Consider the following 19,422-nt stretch of genomic DNA (forward strand, 5'->3'; position numbering starts at 1 on the left):
GTAGATTGTTGATGGAGGACGCAATTATGAAGATTGTTCACGAGATTGTGCAGACGAACGCAAATTTACCCTTTATGTATTATTTGCACAATGAAGATAGCCGCATTGATGTTGTCCCACATTGGCATCAAGGTATTGAGGTGAACATGTTGGTTGAAGGGATGCCGCTGAAGTTTGTCACGGACGGGGTAACACACCAGTACGTCCCCGGTGATGTGTGGGCGGTCAATTCGCGGGCGGTGCACAGCGCCAGTGGCATCGATCATGGGGGCTGGCGGGAATTCGGCTTTATTATCGATGCGGACTTTATGGCACGGAATTATCCCGACCTTGCTAATTTGGAACTGCAGCTACAGGGATTCGTGGCGGGTACTCCATACCGGGAACTGGTGCACCACATGCAGGAAATGATGGAGTTAACCGATGGCACCAGCGACCCAGCCACCCGCTTTGTGGTGCTGGGGCATTTTTATGCGGTGCTCGGCATCCTCTTTGGGCATTTTGCCCACGCCAAAGTGGCACCCAAGGTCAGTAACAATGCTGGCCTCGTTGACCGCATGATGGGTGCCATTATGCAGCGTTACGCCGAACCCATCACCGGCCGTAGTTTGGCGGCGGAGTTTCATACGTCCTTGACTACCGTAAACTCGCAGTTTAATGACGCCATTCAAATGCCGGTCAGCCGGTACATTCGGCTGGTCCGATTACTCAACGCGCGTAAATTACTGTTATCGACCAACCAGCCGGTGACATTGATTGCCACCGCCTGTGGCTTTAGTAGTGAGAAGACCCTCATGCGTAACTTTAAGCAGTGGAAGGGGGTCACCCCGTCGGTTTATCGGGACCGCTACGCCCGCTACCACCAAAACGAGACCCAACACTTTTAAAAATGTCCCCCAATGTTAACGGTTGCATGGTAAATTGGGTATACAGCCATTACGGAGGGACAAAGATGATTAAACTAATTGCGATTGATGTTGATGATACGCTTCTTGATCCCACATCGAAGTTAAGCGCAGGTAATGCTCAAGCGTTACGGTGGGCCGTACAACAGGGAGTGAAAATTGTTTTGTGCACCGGCCGCCCACTGGTGGGCGTGCAAGACTTTCTGGACGCGATCGGTATTCAGGGCGACGACCAGTACGTGGTGACGTATAACGGTGCGGTGGTCCAAAGTGTGACGGGGCAAATTGTGGTCAGCAATACCCTGACGCGCACCGACTACCTGGACCTGGCCGCGTTTGCTGATGAGCACCGGACCCACTACAATGCGCTCGATCTTGGTGGGCGGATATTTACCGGCAATACGGATGTGGGCGCCGTGACCGTGTTACAGGCCTGGGAAAATCATGCCGGCTTGTCAGTGGTGAACCCACAGGAAGTTGCCGAGGATACCGTCATCCCCAAGTTTCTCTTCGTCGGTCAGGCCGCACACCTGGATCAGATCGTGACACCGTTCAAGGAGCGTTTTGGTGACCGCTTTGCCACCGTGCGGTCGACCCCGATCTTTTTTGAGGCGTTACAACCAGGTGTGGATAAAGGGACCGCGTTAGCAGCACTTTGTGCACACCTTGGCTTCCAACCCAGTGAGGTGATGGGCATTGGGGATGAGTTTAACGACCTGCCAATGTTCGACTTTGTGGGGACGGCTGTCGCCATGGGTAATGGCCGGGCACAAGTGCGGGCCGCAGCCGATTGGGTCACAGCTGATAACGCGCATGATGGTGTGGCCGTGGCGGTGAACAAGTATCTCGGGGGCGCAACGAATGACGGCAATTAAATTAGTGGCAGTGGATATGGATGGGACGTTTCTCAATGACGCCAAGGACTACGACCGGGCCCACTTTGCCCGCATCCACCACGAGTTAGACAAACAGGGTATCCGCTTCGTGGTGGCTAGTGGCAACCAGTATTACCAACTACGGTCATTCTTCCCGGATTACCCAGACACCGTGTATGTGGCCGAGAACGGTGCGTACATCCGCGATGACCACACGGAGTACGCTGTGAACAGTTATTCTCCGGCTGTGGCGGCCACCATTCTGGCACGGTTAGCCACAATTCCAGACATCCACGTGGAAGTTAGTGGAGCTCGTAGTGCGTACGCATTGGTTGATGATGATCCTGACTGGATCGCGCAGATGCGCTTTTACTGTCCGCGTATGCAACTGGTGCCCAGCTTTGACGAATTGCAGGACCAGTTGCTCAAAATCAGCGTGACCTGCGTGCCCGACCAAACGCAGGCGCTGGTTGACCGGTTGCGGCACTTGCTCGCCGGGTTGGCGGTACCGACATCGAGCGGGCACGGCGACATCGACATCATTCAGCCCGGGGTGCATAAAGCGGCGGGGTTACGGCGGCTTGGCCAGGTGCTGGGCATTGACCTGGCACAGATGTGTGCGTTTGGCGACGGCGGCAACGACGTCGAAATGATTGCTGAAGTTGGCCTGGGCGTCGCGATGGCGAACGCAACCGCACCGGTGCAGCGGGTGGCCGCGGCTACGATCAGTGATGATAATAACGCTCAGGGAGTATTAACCTTTCTGGATGGGTTGTTGCAGTGAGTTGTAGCGGAGATCCAGATAAATCACGACCAAAAAGGCAGGTCATGGCGACCTGCCTTTTTGGTGCTAATGTAGTGAAAGTGAATGGAACATTTTACGGCGGGGCTCTTGGTCATTAGCACCTTATTGCTCACTGTCCTCCAGCGCAATGCCGGCTGCTTCCCATTCCGCCTCGGCGTCGGTTAACTTGGCGTCGATCGCATCGACATCCTTTTGCATGTCCTGCAGTTTGACCGCGGCCGTAGCGTTTTCCGGGAGGGCCATTTCGTCGAGAATCGCTTGTTTTTGGGCCTCCAGGTCTTCAATCGTTTTCTCGGCAGCATCGACGCGTCGCTGCAATTTGCGCTGCGCCTTCTGGTCGGCTTTAGCTGCGGCGTAGTCCGCCGCCCCCTGGCTATTGGTGGTTTGCTTCTGCGTGGTCGTGGTACCAAAGACACCTGTGTTGTTGGCTTGCTCGGGGTTGGTGGCCTCCTGTTGCTTTTCCTGGTAGTAATCCCAGTTACCTAACACGATTTCACTGCCGGCCGGACTGAGTACCACTAGGCGGTCCGCCAGGCTGTTGATAAAGTAGCGGTCATGGCTGACGAAGAGTACCGTCCCGTTAAAATCTTCCAGGGCTTGTTCCAGGACCTCTTTGCTGTTGATATCCAAGTGATTGGTCGGTTCGTCCAAGATGAGGAAGTTATCGTGATCCATGGCGAGCTTAGTCATCAACAGGCGCGCTTTTTGCCCCCCTGATAGTGAGGCAACCGTCTTCTCCACGTCGCCGGCGCCCAACAAGAACGCCGCGAGCGCCGAGCGAATATCTTTTTCTGGCGTGGTGGGGTGTTCCTGCCACACTTCTTCCAGGACCGTGTTTTTCGGGTTCAACGAGGCTTGGTCTTGATCGTAGTAACCTGGTTGCACGTTGGCACCGAGTACGGCGTCGCCCTGCAGGAAGGGGATGCGGCCCAGAATACTCTTGAGTAATGTGGATTTGCCCACCCCGTTGGGCCCGACAATGCCGATACGCTCCCCCTTGTTGACGGTAAAGTCGATGGGGCCGGCCATGGGCTCATCGGGTGCGTAGCCAATGGTGGCGTTACGCACCTTGAGGACCTCATTACCGCTACTTTTAGCAGCAGTAAAGTGGAAGTGCGCGGACTGCTCGCCACTTGGCCGCTTCAAACGGTCCATTTTTTCGAGCTGCTTGCGCCGACTTTGCGCCTGCTTAGTGGAGCTGGCGCGCACGATGTTTTTGTCGACGAATTCCTGGAGTTTAGCAATTTCTTCTTGCTGTTTGTTGTAAGCCTTCCACGCTTGGTCCAGGTTGGCGGCCCGCTGCTGCCGATACTGGGAGTAGTTGCCGGTGTAGTGCGTGGCACCCCGCGGACTGAGCTCGTAGACTTCGTTGATTGTGTGGTCGAGGAAGTACTGGTCATGGCTGACAATCAAAATGGCGCCCTTATAGCCGCGCAGGTATCCTTCCAACCATCCCAGCGTGTCGATGTCCAAATGGTTGGTAGGTTCATCCAGGATGATTAGGTCGTGGCGTGACAGCAGCATTTTTGCCAACGCTAGACGGCTACGTTCACCGCCGGAGAGGGTGCTGATTTGGTCGTGGTAGCGTTCGGGGGCAAAGTTGAACCCCGCTAAAACGTTCCGAATTTCGGCTTCGTAGCCGTAACCATTTTGCTCACGGAAGTCGTTGCTGAGTTGGTCATACTGCTTGAGGGTGGCTGCGTAGGTCGCGTCATCCTTGGCCGTGGCCGGGTCGGCAATCTTGGCTTCTAGCGCGTGCATTTGTTGTTCCATGGCGCGCAGTTCCTTGAAACCATCCAGCATTTCGGCATAAATTTCCTTGCTGGAATCGAGTCCGGAATTTTGGGCCAGGTAACCAATGCTGAGGTTCTTGCGCGTGGTGACCGCTCCGTAGTCCGGTGTGGCAATGCCGGCAATAATTTCGAGTAGCGTGGTCTTGCCGATCCCGTTAGGACCAACCAGGCCGACGCGGCTGTTGTCCTGAATTTGAAGGTTGACGTTTGTAAAGAGGTCGATGCCGTCGAAACTGCGGCCAACTCCCTGTGCCTGCAATAAAATCATGTTTATCTCCTTGCGTGGTGTCGTGGGTGCTGGCACCAGTGTCTCCGTAAAAATAGTTACTTCCAATATAGCATAATCTAGCGGGCTGTTGTCTGGTCACCGTGCCACCAGTGGGCATGGTGCGCTGGGCCAACGTTGCGCTGATAGTGAGCGCAGTGGTTCGTATTGGCCTGGTGATTAACGTGATAAGTTAAACAAAGTGGCTGTAAACTTTCGTTTGGCGATTCGTACAACTGTGAATAGATAAAGGCGGTCGCGGGGCTAATGGTGGTGACGGGTGGGCTAGCAGCAGTATGAATAACCAACAAAAGTCAGGTAATGTTCATGAAAACGCTTGTATTTAGTTGTTAAAGCAGTTAACATGAGCATAGGAAATTACGTATGGGGGGTTAAGGCATGGCTACAGGCAAGATTCCACACGCAACCGCGAAACGGTTGCCGATTTACTATCGTTATCTGAATATCTTGGCGGATGAAGGCGTTGAGCGGATATCGTCACGCGACTTTGCGGAGCGAATCAATATTGATGCCACCACCATTCGCCGGGACTTTGCGTACTTTGGTCAGCTGGGGACGCGTGGCTTTGGTTATAACGTGCAAAGTTTACTGCGGTTCTTCCGGAAGGCTCTGTATCAAGATCACTTGACGCACGTTGCCCTGATTGGGGTCGGTAACCTCGGCCGTGCCTTATTGAAGTACAACTTTCAGCAGACCAACAACATTCGTATTAGTGCGGCGTTTGATACCGACCCGGCCATTACTGGTACCATCCAGAACGGGGTGCCAGTGTATTCCATGACGGACCTGGAGCAACAGATCAAGGACCAACAAATTAAAATCGCCATTTTGGCCACCCCCGTCAGTGCTGCGCAGGAAATTACGGACGCGCTCGTGGAGGCCGGTGTTGAGGGCCTGATGAACTTTTCCGCTACCCGCGTCAACGTGCCCGACACGGTGGACGTTAAGTACATCGACCTGGCCAACGAATTGCAGTCGCTCATCTTCTTTGTCGCGAACCGCGAAGAGCGCACTAACTAAATATTTGTCAATGAGTGCCCCACCAGCAAAACGGTTGCTGGTGGGGTTTTGTGGCCACACTACAGAAAAAGTTAGCACTCCCTGTTGCATTTTGCTAACAACATGGTATAGTAAGAATTGTGTTAGCACTTAGTGTAAACGAGTGCTAAAAATCAATCAAAAAATTCTTGGAGGGATTATCTTGCTGAAACCATTAGGAGATCGTGTTGTCGTTCAGGTCGAGGAAGAAAAGGAACAAACCGTTGGTGGGATTGTTCTTGCTAACAACGCGAAGGAAAAGCCAACGACTGGTAAGGTAATTGCTGTCGGTGCCGGCGCGACGACACCAGAAGGTAAGCGGCTACCAATGTCCGTTAAGGAAGGCGACGTGATCATGTATGACAAGTACGCCGGCTCCCAAGTGAAGTTTGATGGCGAGGATTACCTGATTCTGCACGACAAAGATATCATGGCAATCGTTGAAGATTAATTCGTGACCAACTAATTACTGAGGTGAATAACAAACATGGCTAAAGACATTAAATTCTCTGAAGATGCACGGGCAGCAATGCTTCGTGGTGTAGATAAGTTAGCAAATACCGTTAAGACCACCATTGGGCCTAAGGGTCGTAACGTGGTTTTGGATAAGGAATATGGTGCACCCGAAATTACTAATGACGGTGTCACGATTGCCAAGTCTATTGACCTGGAAGACCGTTACGAAAACATGGGTGCCAAGTTGGTGGCCGAAGTTGCTTCCAAGACTAACGACATCGCCGGTGATGGTACGACTACTGCTACGGTTTTGGCACAGGCCATCATCCGTGAAGGCATGAAGAACGTCACTGCTGGTGCCAACCCTGTTGGTATCCGCAAAGGTATCGAAGAAGCCACTGACGCTGCTGTTGATGCCCTGCACAAAAACTCCCACAAGGTTTCCAACAAGGACGAAGTTGCGCAAGTTGGTGCCGTTTCTTCCGCGAGTGAAGAAGTTGGTAAGTTGATCGCCGACGCAATGGAAAAGGTTGGTCACGACGGTGTCATCACCATCGAAGAAGGTAAGGGGATCAAGACCGAGCTGTCCGTTGTTGAAGGGATGCAGTTCGACCGTGGCTACCTATCCCAGTACATGGTTACTGACAACGACAAGATGGAAGCCGACTTGGACAACCCGTACATCCTGATTACTGACAAGAAGATCAGTAACATCCAGGACATCCTGCCACTACTGCAGCAAATCGTTCAGCAAGGTAAGTCCCTCCTCATTATTGCCGATGATGTTGACGGCGAAGCACTGCCAACACTGGTACTGAACAAGATTCGTGGTACCTTCAACGTGGTTGCCGTTAAGGCCCCTGGTTTTGGTGACCGGCGTAAGGCCCAGCTGCAGGATATTGCCGTACTGACTGGTGCCCAGGTCATTAGTTCTGACATTGGTATGGAACTGAAGGACACGACCCTGGAACAGTTAGGTCAGGCTGGCAAGGTGACGGTAACTAAGGATGATACGACGATTGTTGAAGGCGCTGGTACTAAGGACGCCATCGACGAGCGGGTTGCTACCATCAAGTCTCAGATTGCGGACACGACCAGCGACTTTGACCGTGAGAAGTTGCAGGAACGTCTGGCTAAGTTAGCTGGTGGTGTGGCTGTCATCAATGTTGGTGCCGCTACTGAAACCGAATTGAAGGAACGTAAGTACCGGATCGAAGACGCTTTGAACGCGACCCGTGCCGCCGTTGAGGAAGGTTACGTGGCCGGTGGTGGTACTGCTTTGGCTAACGCCATCCCGGCAGTTGCTGCCTTGAAGGAAAGCGGCGACGTCCAGACTGGTATCAACATTGTGCAGCGGGCCCTGGAAGAACCAGTGCGTCAGATTGCCGAGAACGCTGGCCTTGACGGTTCCGTCATTGTTGAGCACCTGAAGAGCCAGAAGGTCGGTGTTGGTTTCAACGCTGCTACTGGTGCTTGGGAAGACTTGGCTAAGAGCGGGATCATCGACCCAACTAAGGTTACCCGTTCCGCACTTCAGAACGCCGCTTCCGTTGCCGCATTGATGTTAACGACTGAAGCCGTTGTGGCTGATATTCCGGACAAGAACGCTAATAACAACGCCGCAGCTGGTGCCGGTGCAGCCGGTGCCGGCATGGGCGGTATGATGTAATCCATTTCCAACACGATTGACGAAGGGCGGCCACCGCGTGGCCGCCCTTTTGTTGTGTAGCCGCGGTCTGCGGCTCGGGTGTCCTGCCAATAGCTGGGGTGGGACCGTAGTCATCGCAACCTGCACCACCACTAGATTGGTTACGGAAATGGGTGTTGGTGTTGCACCCACACTAAGTATACGTTGACATATCGTGCGAAATTGAATTGCGGGGCTAAACCCGCTATAATTGAAGCTCACGGTATGAGTTTATTGAACGGAGATGATGGTTGTGAAGTTATCAGTCTTTTGCGGCTCGCGCTACGGCGTTAAAAAGAGTTATGAACAGGTGGCCCACGCATTGGGGTGGTATCTAGGCAGCCACCACATTGAGTTGGTATACGGCGGATCCGTATCTGGCATCATGGGTACCATTAGTGGTGCCACCCTAGCAGCGGGCGGCGACGTCACGGGTATCTATCCCGATGGCCTCTTTGATTCCGAGCTGCCCCGCCGTAACACCACCCACGCGATTCGGACCAGCACCATCGATGAGCGCAAAAAGCTGTTGATTGAGGAGCCCGACGCGTTCTTAGTCTTTCCTGGCGGCTTTGGCACGCTGGAAGAAATTTCGCAGGCCATCTCCTGGATGACCATCGGCCTGGTGGAAATCAAACCGATTGGGATCTTCAACATGGATAAGTTCTATGATCCGTTAGTGGCCCAACTCCAGGTATTTGTGGATCAGGGCTTTGCCACTGACATCATGTCCCACATTCACGTTTCCGATAATTTTGAAGAACTTGTTCAATCGCTGGACGCCGACCGGCAGGCGTTGGATGCGGCGGTTGCAGTCAAATAATTTTTACCAAAGAGGTGGCATTTGCCGCCTCTTTTGCGTATTGTAAGGATAGAGACACCAAATTTTGGTGCCAATGCGGTTTGTTAGTGGTATATTAATGCTTATGTCGTGCCCGGTAGGCCGGGTACAGTTGGGGGGCAGGCGACCAGATACGTTGCCGTGCCCTGCATTTCTGAATAGGAGTACATAAAGCGATGCATTCACTGAAACGGTTCTTCATCGGACGACCACTGAAGTCGTCCGAAGAAGGCGGGCAGAAGCTGGGTAAGTTAAAAGCACTGGCAATGCTGAGTTCTGATGCGCTGTCGTCAGTGGCGTATGGTACCGAGCAAATTGTGCTGGTGCTGACCACTTTGTCGGCGGCGGCGATTTGGTATTCGTTACCAATTGCGGCGTTCGTCCTGGTGCTATTACTCAGTTTGACCCTGTCGTATCGTCAAATTATTCACGCTTATCCCGGTGGGGGTGGCGCCTACGTGGTGTCCAGCCAAAACCTGGGCCGTAACGCGGGGCTGCTCGCCGGCGGGTCACTGTTGATTGACTACATGTTGACGGTGGCGGTTTCGGTCTCGTCAGGGGCTGAAGCCATTACGTCAGCGATCCCGGCTTTGTATGGTCATGAAGTCACCATCTCACTGGTCATCATCTTCATATTAATGGTAATGAACCTGCGCGGGATGAGCGAGTCGGCGTCCTTCCTGATGGTACCGGTCTACTTATTCGTGGTGTCCATTGTCATCATGATTCTCTGGGGCTTGTACCGCATTGTCAACGGCTCGATTCCGTACGCCGCGCACGCAGCGGTGGGTTCCGTCGTACCAGGTATTACGGCGGCATTAATATTTCGGGCGTTTAGTAGTGGTTCTAGTTCCTTAACTGGGGTGGAAGCCATCAGTAACGCGGTACCGTTCTTCAAGAAACCCCGGGCTAAAAACGCGGCCGGAACGTTAGCCATCATGGCAACGATTCTGGGGTTCTTCTTTGCTGGTATTACGTTTCTCAACTACTGGTACGGCATTGTGCCGGAAGCCAAAGTGACGGTGCTGTCACAGGTGGCCGGCCACACCTTTGGTAACGGTAGCATTATGTACTACGTGATTCAGTTTGCAACGGCCCTGATTTTGGCGGTGGCCGCTAACACTGGTTTTTCGGCCTTCCCCGTCTTGGCCTTTAACCTGGCCAAGGACAAGTACATGCCGCACATGTACATGGACCGTGGGGACCGGCTCGGCTTTTCCAACGGGATCATTACCCTGGCGGTGGGGTCGGCCATCCTGATTGCGATTTTCCATGGTAGCACTGAGCGGCTGATTCCCTTGTACGCGGTTGGCGTGTTCATTCCGTTTACGTTGAGCCAAAGTGGCATGATTCGTCACTGGCTCAAGCGCCGGGGCACGGAAAAGGGCTTGTTTGGTAAAACCCTGGCTAACTTCTCGGGGGCGTTGATTTCCTTTGCTATTCTGGTCATTCTGTTTGTTTACCGTTTGCCAGATATTTGGCCATTTTTCATCATCATGCCGGCGTTGTTGTTCTTGTTTTACAAGATCAAGCACCACTATACAAACGTGGCGGAGCAATTGCGGCTGGAGCGTGACAACGCCAAGCTCCACGAATACAGTGGGAGCACGGTTATCGTGCTGGTTGGTAACGTGACTCGTGTGACGCGGGGGGCGCTCAATTATGCCCAGACGATTGGCGATTACGTAATTGCGATGCACGTGTCGATGGATGAAAACCCGACGAAGGAACACGAGACGCAGACGGAATTCCGGGCAGACTTCCCGGACGTACGCTTTGTGGACGTGCACTCGAGTTATCGGTCAGTACAGGGGCCGGTGATTCGGTTCGTGGATACGATTGCGCGCAACGCCGCCAAGCGTAACTTTACGACGACGGTCCTGATTCCGCAGTTTGTGCCGCGGAAGGGATGGCAGAATATTCTGCACAACCAGACGAACGTCCGGCTCCGGGCGGCGTTCGCGCGGCGTGAGAATATTATCATGGCGACTTACAGTTACCATTTAAAGAAATAATGCGCGCATTAAAAGTGGTAGTATCAGGTACGCCCGCTGAAAGGACCGGTTATGGCCCTTTTGGTGGGCGTACCTTATGCGTTAGTCAGCCCGCGTTTACACATTTGGGCGCCGTCAAGCTGGACGTCAACACTTTTATTGTGGGCGTGGTAACCAATTTAGCCGCTGTACGGGTACAAAAATTTGTTAGCAACAGTTGTGCGTAAGCGCGCCCCGTTGGTTGCCTGGCCTATGACGGTTGGGTCTGGCCACCAGGGAAAAAAAGCTAATTTTAAACAAGATGTATTGGCTATTTTACCGGGATTAGTGCTGAGGGTGCTAACTTGGTATGTAGGTACGTTGCTGTACAAGTAGGGTAGTTCCAGTCTCGGTTCGTGCTACACGGTTCGGAATTACTCGTCAAAAAAGCGCCCCAGTAGTGACACGATGACAATCGTGTGTCACTGTTGGGGCGCTTTGTATTGGTATTCAAAGGGGCTACCGTGCCTTACTGGTCCACGTGCCCGTCAAGAATTACGTTCATGATCTCACTGGCCATGGGTGCAATGGCATCGTCAGTACGCGGATAGGCCACGTTGTTGGTACCAGACCAAGCGATTTCGTGGTTCTTGACCACGTAAATCTTGGTGGCCATGCGCACCGCTTCGTTGACGTCATGGGTGACCAAAATAGTGGTCATCTGCCGTTCCTGCCACAATTTGAGGATGAGTTCCTGCATCTTGCGTCGGGTGAGCGCATCGAGGGCGCCAAGCGGTTCGTCCAGCAGCAAGAGTTGTGGATTGGCCATCAGCGCCCGGGCCAGGGCGACACGTTGGCGTTGCCCACCAGATAGCGAGGCGGGATAGGCGTCTGTAAATTCGTCGAGTTCGACCTCGTGCAATAAACGCTGAGCTTCGGCTCGGCGTTGCTTGTTGTTGGTGCGACCAAAGGTGAGGTTGTCCTGCACGGACATCCATGGAAGTAGCCGGTCGTCCTGAAACATGACGCGGCTGTTACCATTGAGACCATCAATGGTGTGCCCCGCCTGGGCAATCACGCCGTCACTGGCTGCTTCTAGGCCCGCAATTAACCGGAGCAGGGTGCTTTTACCACCACCACTCTGGCCAACTAGGGCGACAAACTCGCCAGCCCGAATATCGAGATTGATGTCCCGCAGAACGTGAGCATCACCGTAATACTTGTTGACGTGTTGAATTGTTAATAGGTTATCAGCCATTGTGTGCGGCCCCCCCGGCTTGCTGCCATTGCAGCATTGAATTTTCAAGTGACTTGGCGGTCAGGTCGGATGCCTTGCCCAACAGTGCGTAAATGACGATACACATCAAGATGGTCGACATGTCCATAAAGTTTTGCGCGTTGGTCGACATGTAGCCAATACCGGAGCTGGCAGCCAACGTTTCGGCCACAATCAGTGTCGTCCACATGACCCCGAGAGCGTAGCGGACGCCCATTAGGATGGTAGGTAGGGCTCCTGGGAGCAAGATCTTGAAGAACAGTTGCGTCTTACTGAGTTGGTAGGACCGGCCCATCTCGATGAGTTTGGGGTCCACGCTGCGCAGACCGTGGTACGTATTAATGTAAATGGGAAACAATACCCCGATGGCTACTAGGAAAATTTTGGATGATTCGCCCACGCCGAACCACAGGATGACGAGCGGGATCAAGGCCAAGTGGGGGATGTTGCGTAGCATTTGCACCGAAGAATCCAACAGCAAGTTCATGGTCTTGGATAAGCCGGTGCAGAGTGCCAGGATGAAACCGATGATACCACCGATAATAAAGCCGGTTAGGGCCCGGTATAAACTAATCGCTAGGTTTTTCTCCAGGGTGCCAGCTTGCAGGCTTTTCACCGTAGTTTGGACGACACCCCAGGGACTGGGTAAGATTTTGGCGTCAATCCAGCCGACACTCGAGCCCAACTGCCAAAGTAGGATAAGCAGTACCGGGATGGTCCAGGGTAATAGTCGCTGGCGGAGGCCTTTACCCCACCCGGTATGGGTATTGGTTGTCCGGTTCACGCTGATATTTTGCATTTCCATAAATTAAACACTCCTTACCGTGCGCGTTAGTGTGCAGTTGCCGCCATGAGGGCGCGCTTGACGCGGGTATGCTGAATCTTCCCGGTGGGTCCGGCGGCTAGTGAGTCCACGTACACGAAGCGGCTAGGCACCTTGAATTTTGATAGCCGGCTAGTGGCAAAGGTGCGCAATTGTTCGGTCGATGTATCCTCGCCAGTAAAGCCAGGATTGAGTACCACGGCGGCGGTGACCGCTTCACCGTAAATGTCGTCGGGCAAGCCGACAACTGCGACCTGGTTAACGGCTGGGTGTTGAGTGAGCACGTTCTCGATTTCTGCGGGGCTGATCTTATTGCCACCGTGGTTAATGAGTTCCTTTTTGCGGCCCACGATGAACAGATAACCTTCATCGTTGAGATAACCCACATCGCCCGTGTGGAACCAGCCGTGCCGGAAGTCCGCCTGGTACTTGGGGTCAAGGTAACTGGTAATAACATGGTCGCCATGGAGGGCAATCTCGCCGGTGACCCCGGCTGGCTGCGGCGCATCGTTGTCGTCCAGAATCACCAAATCAGTGTCCGTGGGGCGCCCCACCGAGCCCACTTGCGGGTGAGCCAGCGGGTTGACCGTAATCTGGCTGGCCGCCTCCGTCATCCCGTAACCCTGAATAATTGGGACGTGGAAGTAATCCTCAAAGTCCTGCTGGATGTGCGGCAATAATGGCGCACTGGCCGACCGGATGAACCGGAGAGTCGGTACGGCTGGCTGTTGTGCCGGTCGTGTTTTGAGAAGGATGGCGATGATTGCCGGGGCGCCTGATAACCACGTAATGCGTTCATCTTGCACCCAACGCCAGAAGCGGTGGGCACTAAACTTTTGCGCGACGACCAGCTTACCGCCGGAAATCGTCGTCGCCAACACGGAGATGACCTGAGCGTTGATGTGAAATAGTGGTAACACCACGAGTGTGCGGTCCAGCGCTGTCAGTTGCTGGGAGGTGGCGACGTCCTGAGCGGCGGCAAAGAGCTGGCCGTGTGTTAATACGACCGCTTTGGGATCGCCCGTCGTGCCACTGGTATACATGAGCACACCCACGGGGCTCGGATTATGTTGAGCAAAGTCGTGCAGCAGGGTGTTAGTAGGCACCGGTTGGTGACTGATGGCCAATACCGGCGTTGCGGCGGTGCTGTCATCGATGCTAGTACTGAGTTGCACGTGCGCACGCGTCGCTAACTCGGCGCTATTTTCAGCGTGATCTGGTCCCAGGATGAGCGCGCCATAGTGGTGGCGTCCGATTAAAGTGGCGAGTTCCGGGAGTGGCATGGTCGGGTTGACCGTGTAGGCCACTGCGTGTAGCGCTAGGGTTGCATATAGCGCGATGATGTTGTTGGCACCATTGGGCAAACTGATGAGGACGATGTCACCCGCATGGACGCCGGCGTGTTGAAGTGCTGCCACGAGGGCGTCACGTTGGCTGCGCACGTCGGTCCCGGTTAGCCAAGTGTTGGTGGCCAGATCCTTGATCATATGGTTGTGGGCGTGGTTGGTTAGTTGTTGTTCGATAGTTTTAGTGAGTTGGGTCATAGAGACCTCCCCGTTTGAAAATGATTAATCTTTACTGCTACATTTTTCATTATATGGTTAAAATGGCTTCAATACAGATATTATGCTGGTGAAATGTGTCAAAAGTATGAAACTCACGCAAAAAACTTATGCGGACCGGCAGTGATGTCTTGAATGAAGACGGTAGGCCCACTTGCTAAACAGCCCCCATGACGACGGGCTACGTAGCTTTGTTTTCAGCTAGTGGTCTGCTAAAATTGGGGTGATTGGAAGTTGGAACGGAGAGTCAAAATTATGTCGAAAACAACCACTACTACCCCGATGATGCAGCAATACCTCGCAATTAAGGCGCAGTATCCTGACGCCTTTTTGTTTTACCGCATCGGGGATTTTTATGAAATGTTCTATGATGATGCCATCAAGGGCTCGCAGATTTTGGAACTGACCCTGACGGCTCGTAATAAGAGTGCCGATAACCCTATTCCTATGTGTGGGGTGCCCCACCACGCGGTGGAAAATTACCTCAACGTGATGATTGACCACGGGTACAAAGTTGCCATTTGTGAGCAAATGGAGGACCCGAAAAAAGCCGTGGGCATGGTCAAGCGTGAAGTAATCCAGTTGGTGACGCCCGGCACAACCATGAACGTGACACCCGGCGCAGCGAAGCAAAATAACTATCTGACCGCCGTCTTACCGGTGGACGATGGATTTGGCTTTGCGTATACCGACCTGTCAACTGGTGAGATGAAGGTGACGCACCTAAATAGTTTGGCGGACGTCACCAACGAGTTGGACGCGTTGAGTAGCCTCGAAGTTGTCGTGCCCGGGCAACTCGATGATGACGTGGCGGACAAGCTCAAGGTGAATGACCGCATTTTGTCGCAGCAAGCCATCAGTGACCAGCCGAGTGCGGAGGTCAGCTTTGTGATCCAGGACCTGCAGGATCAAACTGAAGCCCGCGTCGTCAGCATGTTAATGCAGTACCTGCTCAACACGCAAAAGCGCAGTCTGGCCCACATTCAGCGTGCAGTCCCGTACACACCCTCGGCCTTCCTGGAGATGGATAGTGATGCTCGGCGCAACCTGGACATTCTCAGTAACAGCCGGACCGGCAAAAAGGCGGATAGTTTGCTTTGGCTACTGGATAAAACCAAGACGGCCATGGGTGGACGGATGTTGCGGAACTGGTTAGAGCGGCCGTTGCTTGATTACCGTGCCATTACGCACCGGCAGCAACAGGTGCAAGCCTTCCTGGACCACTTCTTTGAGCGCACCGAACTGGCTGACAACCTCAACCAGGTGTACGACCTCGAGCGACTAGCCGGGCGCGTGGCGTTCGGCAACGTGAACGGGCGCGACTTGCAGCAATTGGCCACTAGTCTGGACCAGCTCCCCGCCATTTTGGATACCTTGGACCGCATCGGTGATGACAGCTTGGACGACTACCGGCATCTCGATACGGTGGGGGATGTGGCCGACTTGATCCACGCTAGTATCGTGGATGAGCCACCGATTTCCGTGAAGGACGGGGGCATCATCAAGGATGGTTACAACGCCCAGCTGGATGCCTACCGGGCGACGCTGAAAAACAGCAAGCAGTGGCTAGCTGAGTACGAGACCCAGGAACGCGCAGCGACGGGGATCCACAACCTCAAGGTCCGGTACACGACCGTCTTTGGCTACTTCATTGAGGTGACCAAGTCGAACTTAGACAAAGTGCCAACGGACCGTTACGACCGGAAACAGACGCTGACGAACGCGGAACGTTTCACCACGCCCGAACTGAAGGCCAAGGAGGATACCATCCTTGAGGCGGAAAGCAATTCCACCTCACTGGAGTACGATGTCTTCACGCAGATTCGCGAACAAATTAAGGACAACATCACGCGGCTTCAGGCGCTGGCTGCCAAAGTTGCTGGTCTGGACGTGTTGCAAAGTTACGCTCAGGTGGCCGAGGACCAACACTTTGTGCGTCCGACGATGACCGCTCTGGGCCATGACATCGATATCGTGAACGGCCGGCACCCAGTGGTAGAAAAGGTGATGGGCGCCACGGAGTACATTCCCAACAACGTCAACATGGATGCCAACACGGACATGCTGCTGATTACCGGGCCGAACATGTCGGGGAAGAGTACCTACATGCGGCAACTGGCCCTGATTGTGATCATGGCGCAAGCCGGGGGCTTCGTGCCGGCCGACCGTGCCACTTTGCCGGTCTTTGACAAAATCTTCACCCGCATCGGGGCTGCAGATGACTTGGCCAACGGTCAAAGTACCTTCATGGTCGAAATGTTGGAGGCTAACGCGGCGTTGAGCCACGCGACGAGTCGCAGCCTGATTCTCTTTGATGAAATTGGGCGTGGTACCGCCACCTATGATGGGATGGCATTGGCACAGGCGATTATCGAGTATCTGCACGACCACGTGCACGCCAAGACGCTGTTCTCTACGCACTATCATGAACTCACGGCGTTGGCGGATCACCTGGACCGGTTGCGCAACGTACACGTTGGGGCCACGTTGGACCACGGGAACCTAGTGTTCCTGCACAAAATGATGGCGGGTCCGGCTGACAAGTCTTACGGAATCCACGTTGCCAAGCTGGCTGGTTTGCCAGATGAGTTGTTACGGCGCGCTGACCAGGTGTTGCGGCACTTGGAAGAACAGGGTGGCACGCTTGATGTGTCGGACGCGCCTAGTCGGACCGCCGTGGCCGCGAACAGTTCGTCGGCCGGCACACCGGTGGCAGCAGCCCCGGCTAGTGCGGCGGAATCAGCCCCCGCTACGGCGGAGACTGCTGCGGACAAACCGCATGCTGACAGCGATGACGGTACCTCGACCGATACCGGCGCGCAGCCAGCCGATGAGCAGCTGGAACTGTTTGCGCCCACGACGGCCGTCCCGGAATTAAGTACCGTGGACCACAAAGTATTGCAGCAACTCAAGCAGTTTGATTTGTTGCAAGCTACGCCCATGGCCGCGATGAATTTGTTGTATCAACTTAAACAAGAACTCAAGCATTAGTTAACATTGCTTGCGTTGTTAGTGCCGTAACGTCCTAGTGCGTTGGCACATATCGTCTTTGTCAGTATGGGGGTGACCACGATGAGTCAAATTCATGAATTACCAGAGGCACTGGCCAACCAGATTGCCGCCGGGGAAGTGGTCGAACGTCCCGCTTCGGTCATTAAGGAATTAGTGGAAAACAGCATTGATGCTGGTGCTAGCCAAATCGACATTCGGGTGGCCGATGCCGGATTGCGGCTCATGGAGGTTGCGGACAACGGGGCCGGCATCGAGCCTGACGATGTACCCGCCGCGTTCAAGCGTCACGCTACCAGTAAGATTGCGACCACGCGGGACCTGTTTGCGATTCATTCGCTGGGTTTTCGCGGTGAGGCTTTAGCCAGTATCGCTGCGGTTGCGGACGTGACCATCGAAACGGCGACGAGTGAGGGCGTCGGCACCACCGCTCACCTCACTGGTGGCCAAATTGTGGATGCCCACCAGCAGGCCTTCCGGCAGGGTACGACCATCGCGGTGCACAACCTCTTTTACAACACTCCGGCCCGCCTGAAGTACGTAAAATCCCAGGCAACCGAGTTGAGTCACATTACCGATATTGTGAACCGGTTAGCGCTCGGGCACCCCGATATTGCCATGACGTTGCGCAGTGGCGATAAGCTTTTATTGCGCACGGCTGGTAATGGTGATTTGCAACAGACCATCGCGGGTATTTATGGGGTGGCGACTGCCAAGGCGATGCTGGCGTTCAGCGGTGAAGACCTGGACTTTAAGGTGTCCGGCTACGTGAGTTTACCGGACACGACCCGGGCCACGCGGACGCACATGACGTTACTATTAAACGGTCGCTACTTTAAGAACTTTAATTTAGCCAAGGCTGTAATTGCCGGGTATGGCTCCAAGCTAATGGTGGGCCGGTATCCGTTGGCAGTGGTGAACATTACCATTGATCCGCAGTTGGTAGACGTGAACGTGCACCCCACCAAGCAGGAACTGCGCATTAGTAAGGAGCCGGCGCTAGCCAAGTTGATCGAACAAACGATTTATGCGCGGATGGCCGACCAAAACCTGATTCCGGATGCGTTGCACAACTTACCACACCGGCGGGGATCCCAAGGGGAGCAACAAGCGCTCAACTTTGAAGGTGCGCCGCGTGTGCACGAGACGGTCACTCCGATTGAAGCGACTGACCGGTCTGTGCGCCAAGCAATGCAGGCAGGAACCTCATCGGCTGCGGCACCGGACCCGGCAGCAGCGCCAACACCAGACGCGGCCAGTGCCAATGATTACGGGTTGGACATTGAGGAGCTTCCTCAGGACAGCATCATGAAGCATCCCGAACGACTGGCGGCGTGGGATCAACGGTACGCCCACATTGCGCCTGACGAGATGGCGGCGGTTGATCAGGAAGATGCGTTGGCGGTAGCGGGCACCGCCGCCCCGGCTGCGGCTGCGGATCAACCACAGGAGCGGTTTCCCCACTTGCATTACCTGGCGCAGATGCACGGCACGTTTATTTTGGCCGAGACGCCGGACGGTTTTTACCTGGTGGACCAGCACGCCGCCCAGGAACGGGTCAACTACGAGAAGTACCGCGTGGAAATTGGCCAGGTGGATCAGGGACAGCAGAATTTGTTGGTACCCATCGTGCTGGACTATCCAGCTAGCGATGCCGCGTTGATTCGTGACCGGATGGACGTCCTGCACAGTGTTGGCGTTAATCTGGAGGACTTTGGTCAAAACAGCTTTGTGGTGCACAGTCACCCGACGTGGTTTGCGGCTGGTCAGGAAGAGGACACGCTACGTGAAATGATCGATTGGGTGCTGCGCGACGGTCACCTGACTGTCGCCAAATTCCGCGAGGCGGCGGCCATCATGATGAGTTGCAAGCGTGCCATTAAGGCCAACCACCATTTGGACGCCCAGCAGGGGCAGGCGTTGCTCGACAAACTGGAACAGGCGGAAAACCCGTTTAATTGTCCGCACGGCCGGCCAGTGGTGGTCGAGTTCTCGAACAAAGACCTAAACCGGATGTTCAAGCGAATTCAGGACAGCCACGAAAGTAATCCGGTTGATTTATAACGCAGAGGCCCGGGCAAACCGCCCGGGCC

General features: G+C 54.3%; 14 protein-coding genes. 10 read left to right on the top strand and 4 right to left on the bottom strand.

Annotated features, from left to right (window positions below; all coding sequences use genetic code 11):
* Positions 1–26 precede the first annotated feature (26 nt).
* The 3 genes from FD19_RS07620 to FD19_RS07630 all read left to right on the top strand — a co-directional run bounded on the left by FD19_RS07620 (position 27) and on the right by FD19_RS07630 (position 2,564).
* Positions 27–887: a helix-turn-helix domain-containing protein gene (locus FD19_RS07620; protein ID WP_054750549.1), complete on the top strand. Its 861-nt coding sequence runs from the start codon at positions 27–29 to the stop codon at positions 885–887.
* 65 nt (positions 888–952) lie between these two features.
* Complete coding sequence (locus tag FD19_RS07625; RefSeq protein ID WP_056969593.1) at positions 953–1,780, top strand: Cof-type HAD-IIB family hydrolase; 828 nt, start codon at positions 953–955, stop codon at positions 1,778–1,780.
* A complete protein-coding gene (locus FD19_RS07630) occupies positions 1,767–2,564 on the top strand; it encodes a Cof-type HAD-IIB family hydrolase (RefSeq protein ID WP_054750547.1) in 798 nt (265 codons plus the stop codon). The genes FD19_RS07625 and FD19_RS07630 overlap by 14 nt, the downstream gene beginning before the upstream one ends.
* Positions 2,565–2,687: 123 nt before the next feature.
* Here the strand turns inward: FD19_RS07630 and FD19_RS07635 are convergent, their stop codons facing one another.
* Positions 2,688–4,646 carry an ABC-F family ATP-binding cassette domain-containing protein gene (locus FD19_RS07635; RefSeq protein ID WP_056969595.1) on the bottom strand — a complete coding sequence of 653 codons (1,959 nt, stop codon included), beginning with the start codon at positions 4,644–4,646 and terminating at the stop codon, positions 2,688–2,690.
* A 396-nt stretch (positions 4,647–5,042) separates the two neighbouring features.
* On the opposite strand from FD19_RS07635, the gene FD19_RS07640 reads away from it, so the two are divergent.
* The 5 genes from FD19_RS07640 to FD19_RS07660 all read left to right on the top strand — a co-directional run bounded on the left by FD19_RS07640 (position 5,043) and on the right by FD19_RS07660 (position 10,701).
* On the top strand, positions 5,043–5,684 hold the full coding sequence (locus FD19_RS07640; RefSeq protein WP_054750546.1) for a redox-sensing transcriptional repressor Rex: 642 nt from the start codon (positions 5,043–5,045) through the stop codon (positions 5,682–5,684).
* A gap of 181 nt (positions 5,685–5,865) precedes the next feature.
* A complete protein-coding gene (groES, locus tag FD19_RS07645) occupies positions 5,866–6,153 on the top strand; it encodes a co-chaperone GroES (protein ID WP_054651334.1) in 288 nt (95 codons plus the stop codon).
* A gap of 36 nt (positions 6,154–6,189) precedes the next feature.
* Positions 6,190–7,827: a chaperonin GroEL gene (gene groL, locus FD19_RS07650; RefSeq protein ID WP_056969597.1), complete on the top strand. Its 1,638-nt coding sequence runs from the start codon at positions 6,190–6,192 to the stop codon at positions 7,825–7,827.
* Between the two features lie 271 nt (positions 7,828–8,098).
* Complete coding sequence (locus tag FD19_RS07655; protein WP_054750545.1) at positions 8,099–8,668, top strand: LOG family protein; 570 nt, start codon at positions 8,099–8,101, stop codon at positions 8,666–8,668.
* Between the two features lie 194 nt (positions 8,669–8,862).
* Complete coding sequence (locus FD19_RS07660; RefSeq protein WP_054750544.1) at positions 8,863–10,701, top strand: APC family permease; 1,839 nt, start codon at positions 8,863–8,865, stop codon at positions 10,699–10,701.
* 487 nt (positions 10,702–11,188) lie between these two features.
* On the opposite strand, the gene FD19_RS07665 is transcribed toward FD19_RS07660, so the two are convergent.
* The 3 genes from FD19_RS07665 to FD19_RS07675 are packed head-to-tail and all read right to left on the bottom strand — an operon-like array spanning position 11,189 to position 14,302.
* The gene (locus tag FD19_RS07665; protein WP_056969599.1) at positions 11,189–11,917 is read right to left on the bottom strand and encodes an ABC transporter ATP-binding protein; all 729 of its coding nucleotides are present in this window, start codon (positions 11,915–11,917) and stop codon (positions 11,189–11,191) included.
* Entirely contained in the window at positions 11,910–12,734 is an 825-nt protein-coding gene (locus tag FD19_RS07670) for an ABC transporter permease subunit (RefSeq protein ID WP_056969638.1), read from the bottom strand. The genes FD19_RS07665 and FD19_RS07670 overlap by 8 nt, the downstream gene beginning before the upstream one ends.
* 32 nt (positions 12,735–12,766) lie before the next feature.
* Entirely contained in the window at positions 12,767–14,302 is a 1,536-nt protein-coding gene (locus FD19_RS07675) for an AMP-binding protein (RefSeq protein WP_056969601.1), read from the bottom strand.
* Positions 14,303–14,575: 273 nt separating this feature from the next.
* Here FD19_RS07675 and mutS point away from each other — a divergent pair, with 273 nt between their 5' ends.
* Entirely contained in the window at positions 14,576–17,311 is a 2,736-nt protein-coding gene (mutS, locus tag FD19_RS07680) for a DNA mismatch repair protein MutS (RefSeq protein ID WP_056969603.1), read from the top strand.
* 81 nt (positions 17,312–17,392) lie between these two features.
* Positions 17,393–19,393 (top strand): DNA mismatch repair endonuclease MutL, encoded by a 2,001-nt coding sequence (gene mutL / locus FD19_RS07685; RefSeq protein ID WP_056969605.1) that lies wholly within the window; start codon positions 17,393–17,395, stop codon positions 19,391–19,393.
* The last annotated feature ends 29 nt before the right edge of the window (positions 19,394–19,422 follow it).

It is taken from the genome of Lacticaseibacillus thailandensis DSM 22698 = JCM 13996, from assembly GCF_001436135.1.
In the GTDB taxonomy this organism is placed as follows: Bacteria; Bacillota; Bacilli; order Lactobacillales; family Lactobacillaceae; genus Lacticaseibacillus; species Lacticaseibacillus thailandensis.

Excerpts from the sequence above, each read along its gene's own strand:
- mutS (WP_056969603.1), top strand. The coding sequence starts at position 14,576 with ATGTCGAAAACAACCACTACTACCCCGATGATGCAGCAATACCTCGCA.
- FD19_RS07635 (WP_056969595.1), bottom strand. The coding sequence starts at position 4,646 with ATGATTTTATTGCAGGCACAGGGAGTTGGCCGCAGTTTCGACGGCATC.
- FD19_RS07625 (WP_056969593.1), top strand. The coding sequence starts at position 953 with ATGATTAAACTAATTGCGATTGATGTTGATGATACGCTTCTTGATCCC.
- FD19_RS07665 (WP_056969599.1), bottom strand. The coding sequence starts at position 11,917 with ATGGCTGATAACCTATTAACAATTCAACACGTCAACAAGTATTACGGT.
- FD19_RS07660 (WP_054750544.1), top strand. The coding sequence starts at position 8,863 with ATGCATTCACTGAAACGGTTCTTCATCGGACGACCACTGAAGTCGTCC.
- FD19_RS07630 (WP_054750547.1), top strand. The coding sequence starts at position 1,767 with ATGACGGCAATTAAATTAGTGGCAGTGGATATGGATGGGACGTTTCTC.
- FD19_RS07675 (WP_056969601.1), bottom strand. The coding sequence starts at position 14,302 with ATGACCCAACTCACTAAAACTATCGAACAACAACTAACCAACCACGCC.
- groL (WP_056969597.1), top strand. The coding sequence starts at position 6,190 with ATGGCTAAAGACATTAAATTCTCTGAAGATGCACGGGCAGCAATGCTT.
- FD19_RS07670 (WP_056969638.1), bottom strand. The coding sequence starts at position 12,734 with ATGCAAAATATCAGCGTGAACCGGACAACCAATACCCATACCGGGTGG.
- FD19_RS07620 (WP_054750549.1), top strand. The coding sequence starts at position 27 with ATGAAGATTGTTCACGAGATTGTGCAGACGAACGCAAATTTACCCTTT.
- mutL (WP_056969605.1), top strand. The coding sequence starts at position 17,393 with ATGAGTCAAATTCATGAATTACCAGAGGCACTGGCCAACCAGATTGCC.
- FD19_RS07640 (WP_054750546.1), top strand. The coding sequence starts at position 5,043 with ATGGCTACAGGCAAGATTCCACACGCAACCGCGAAACGGTTGCCGATT.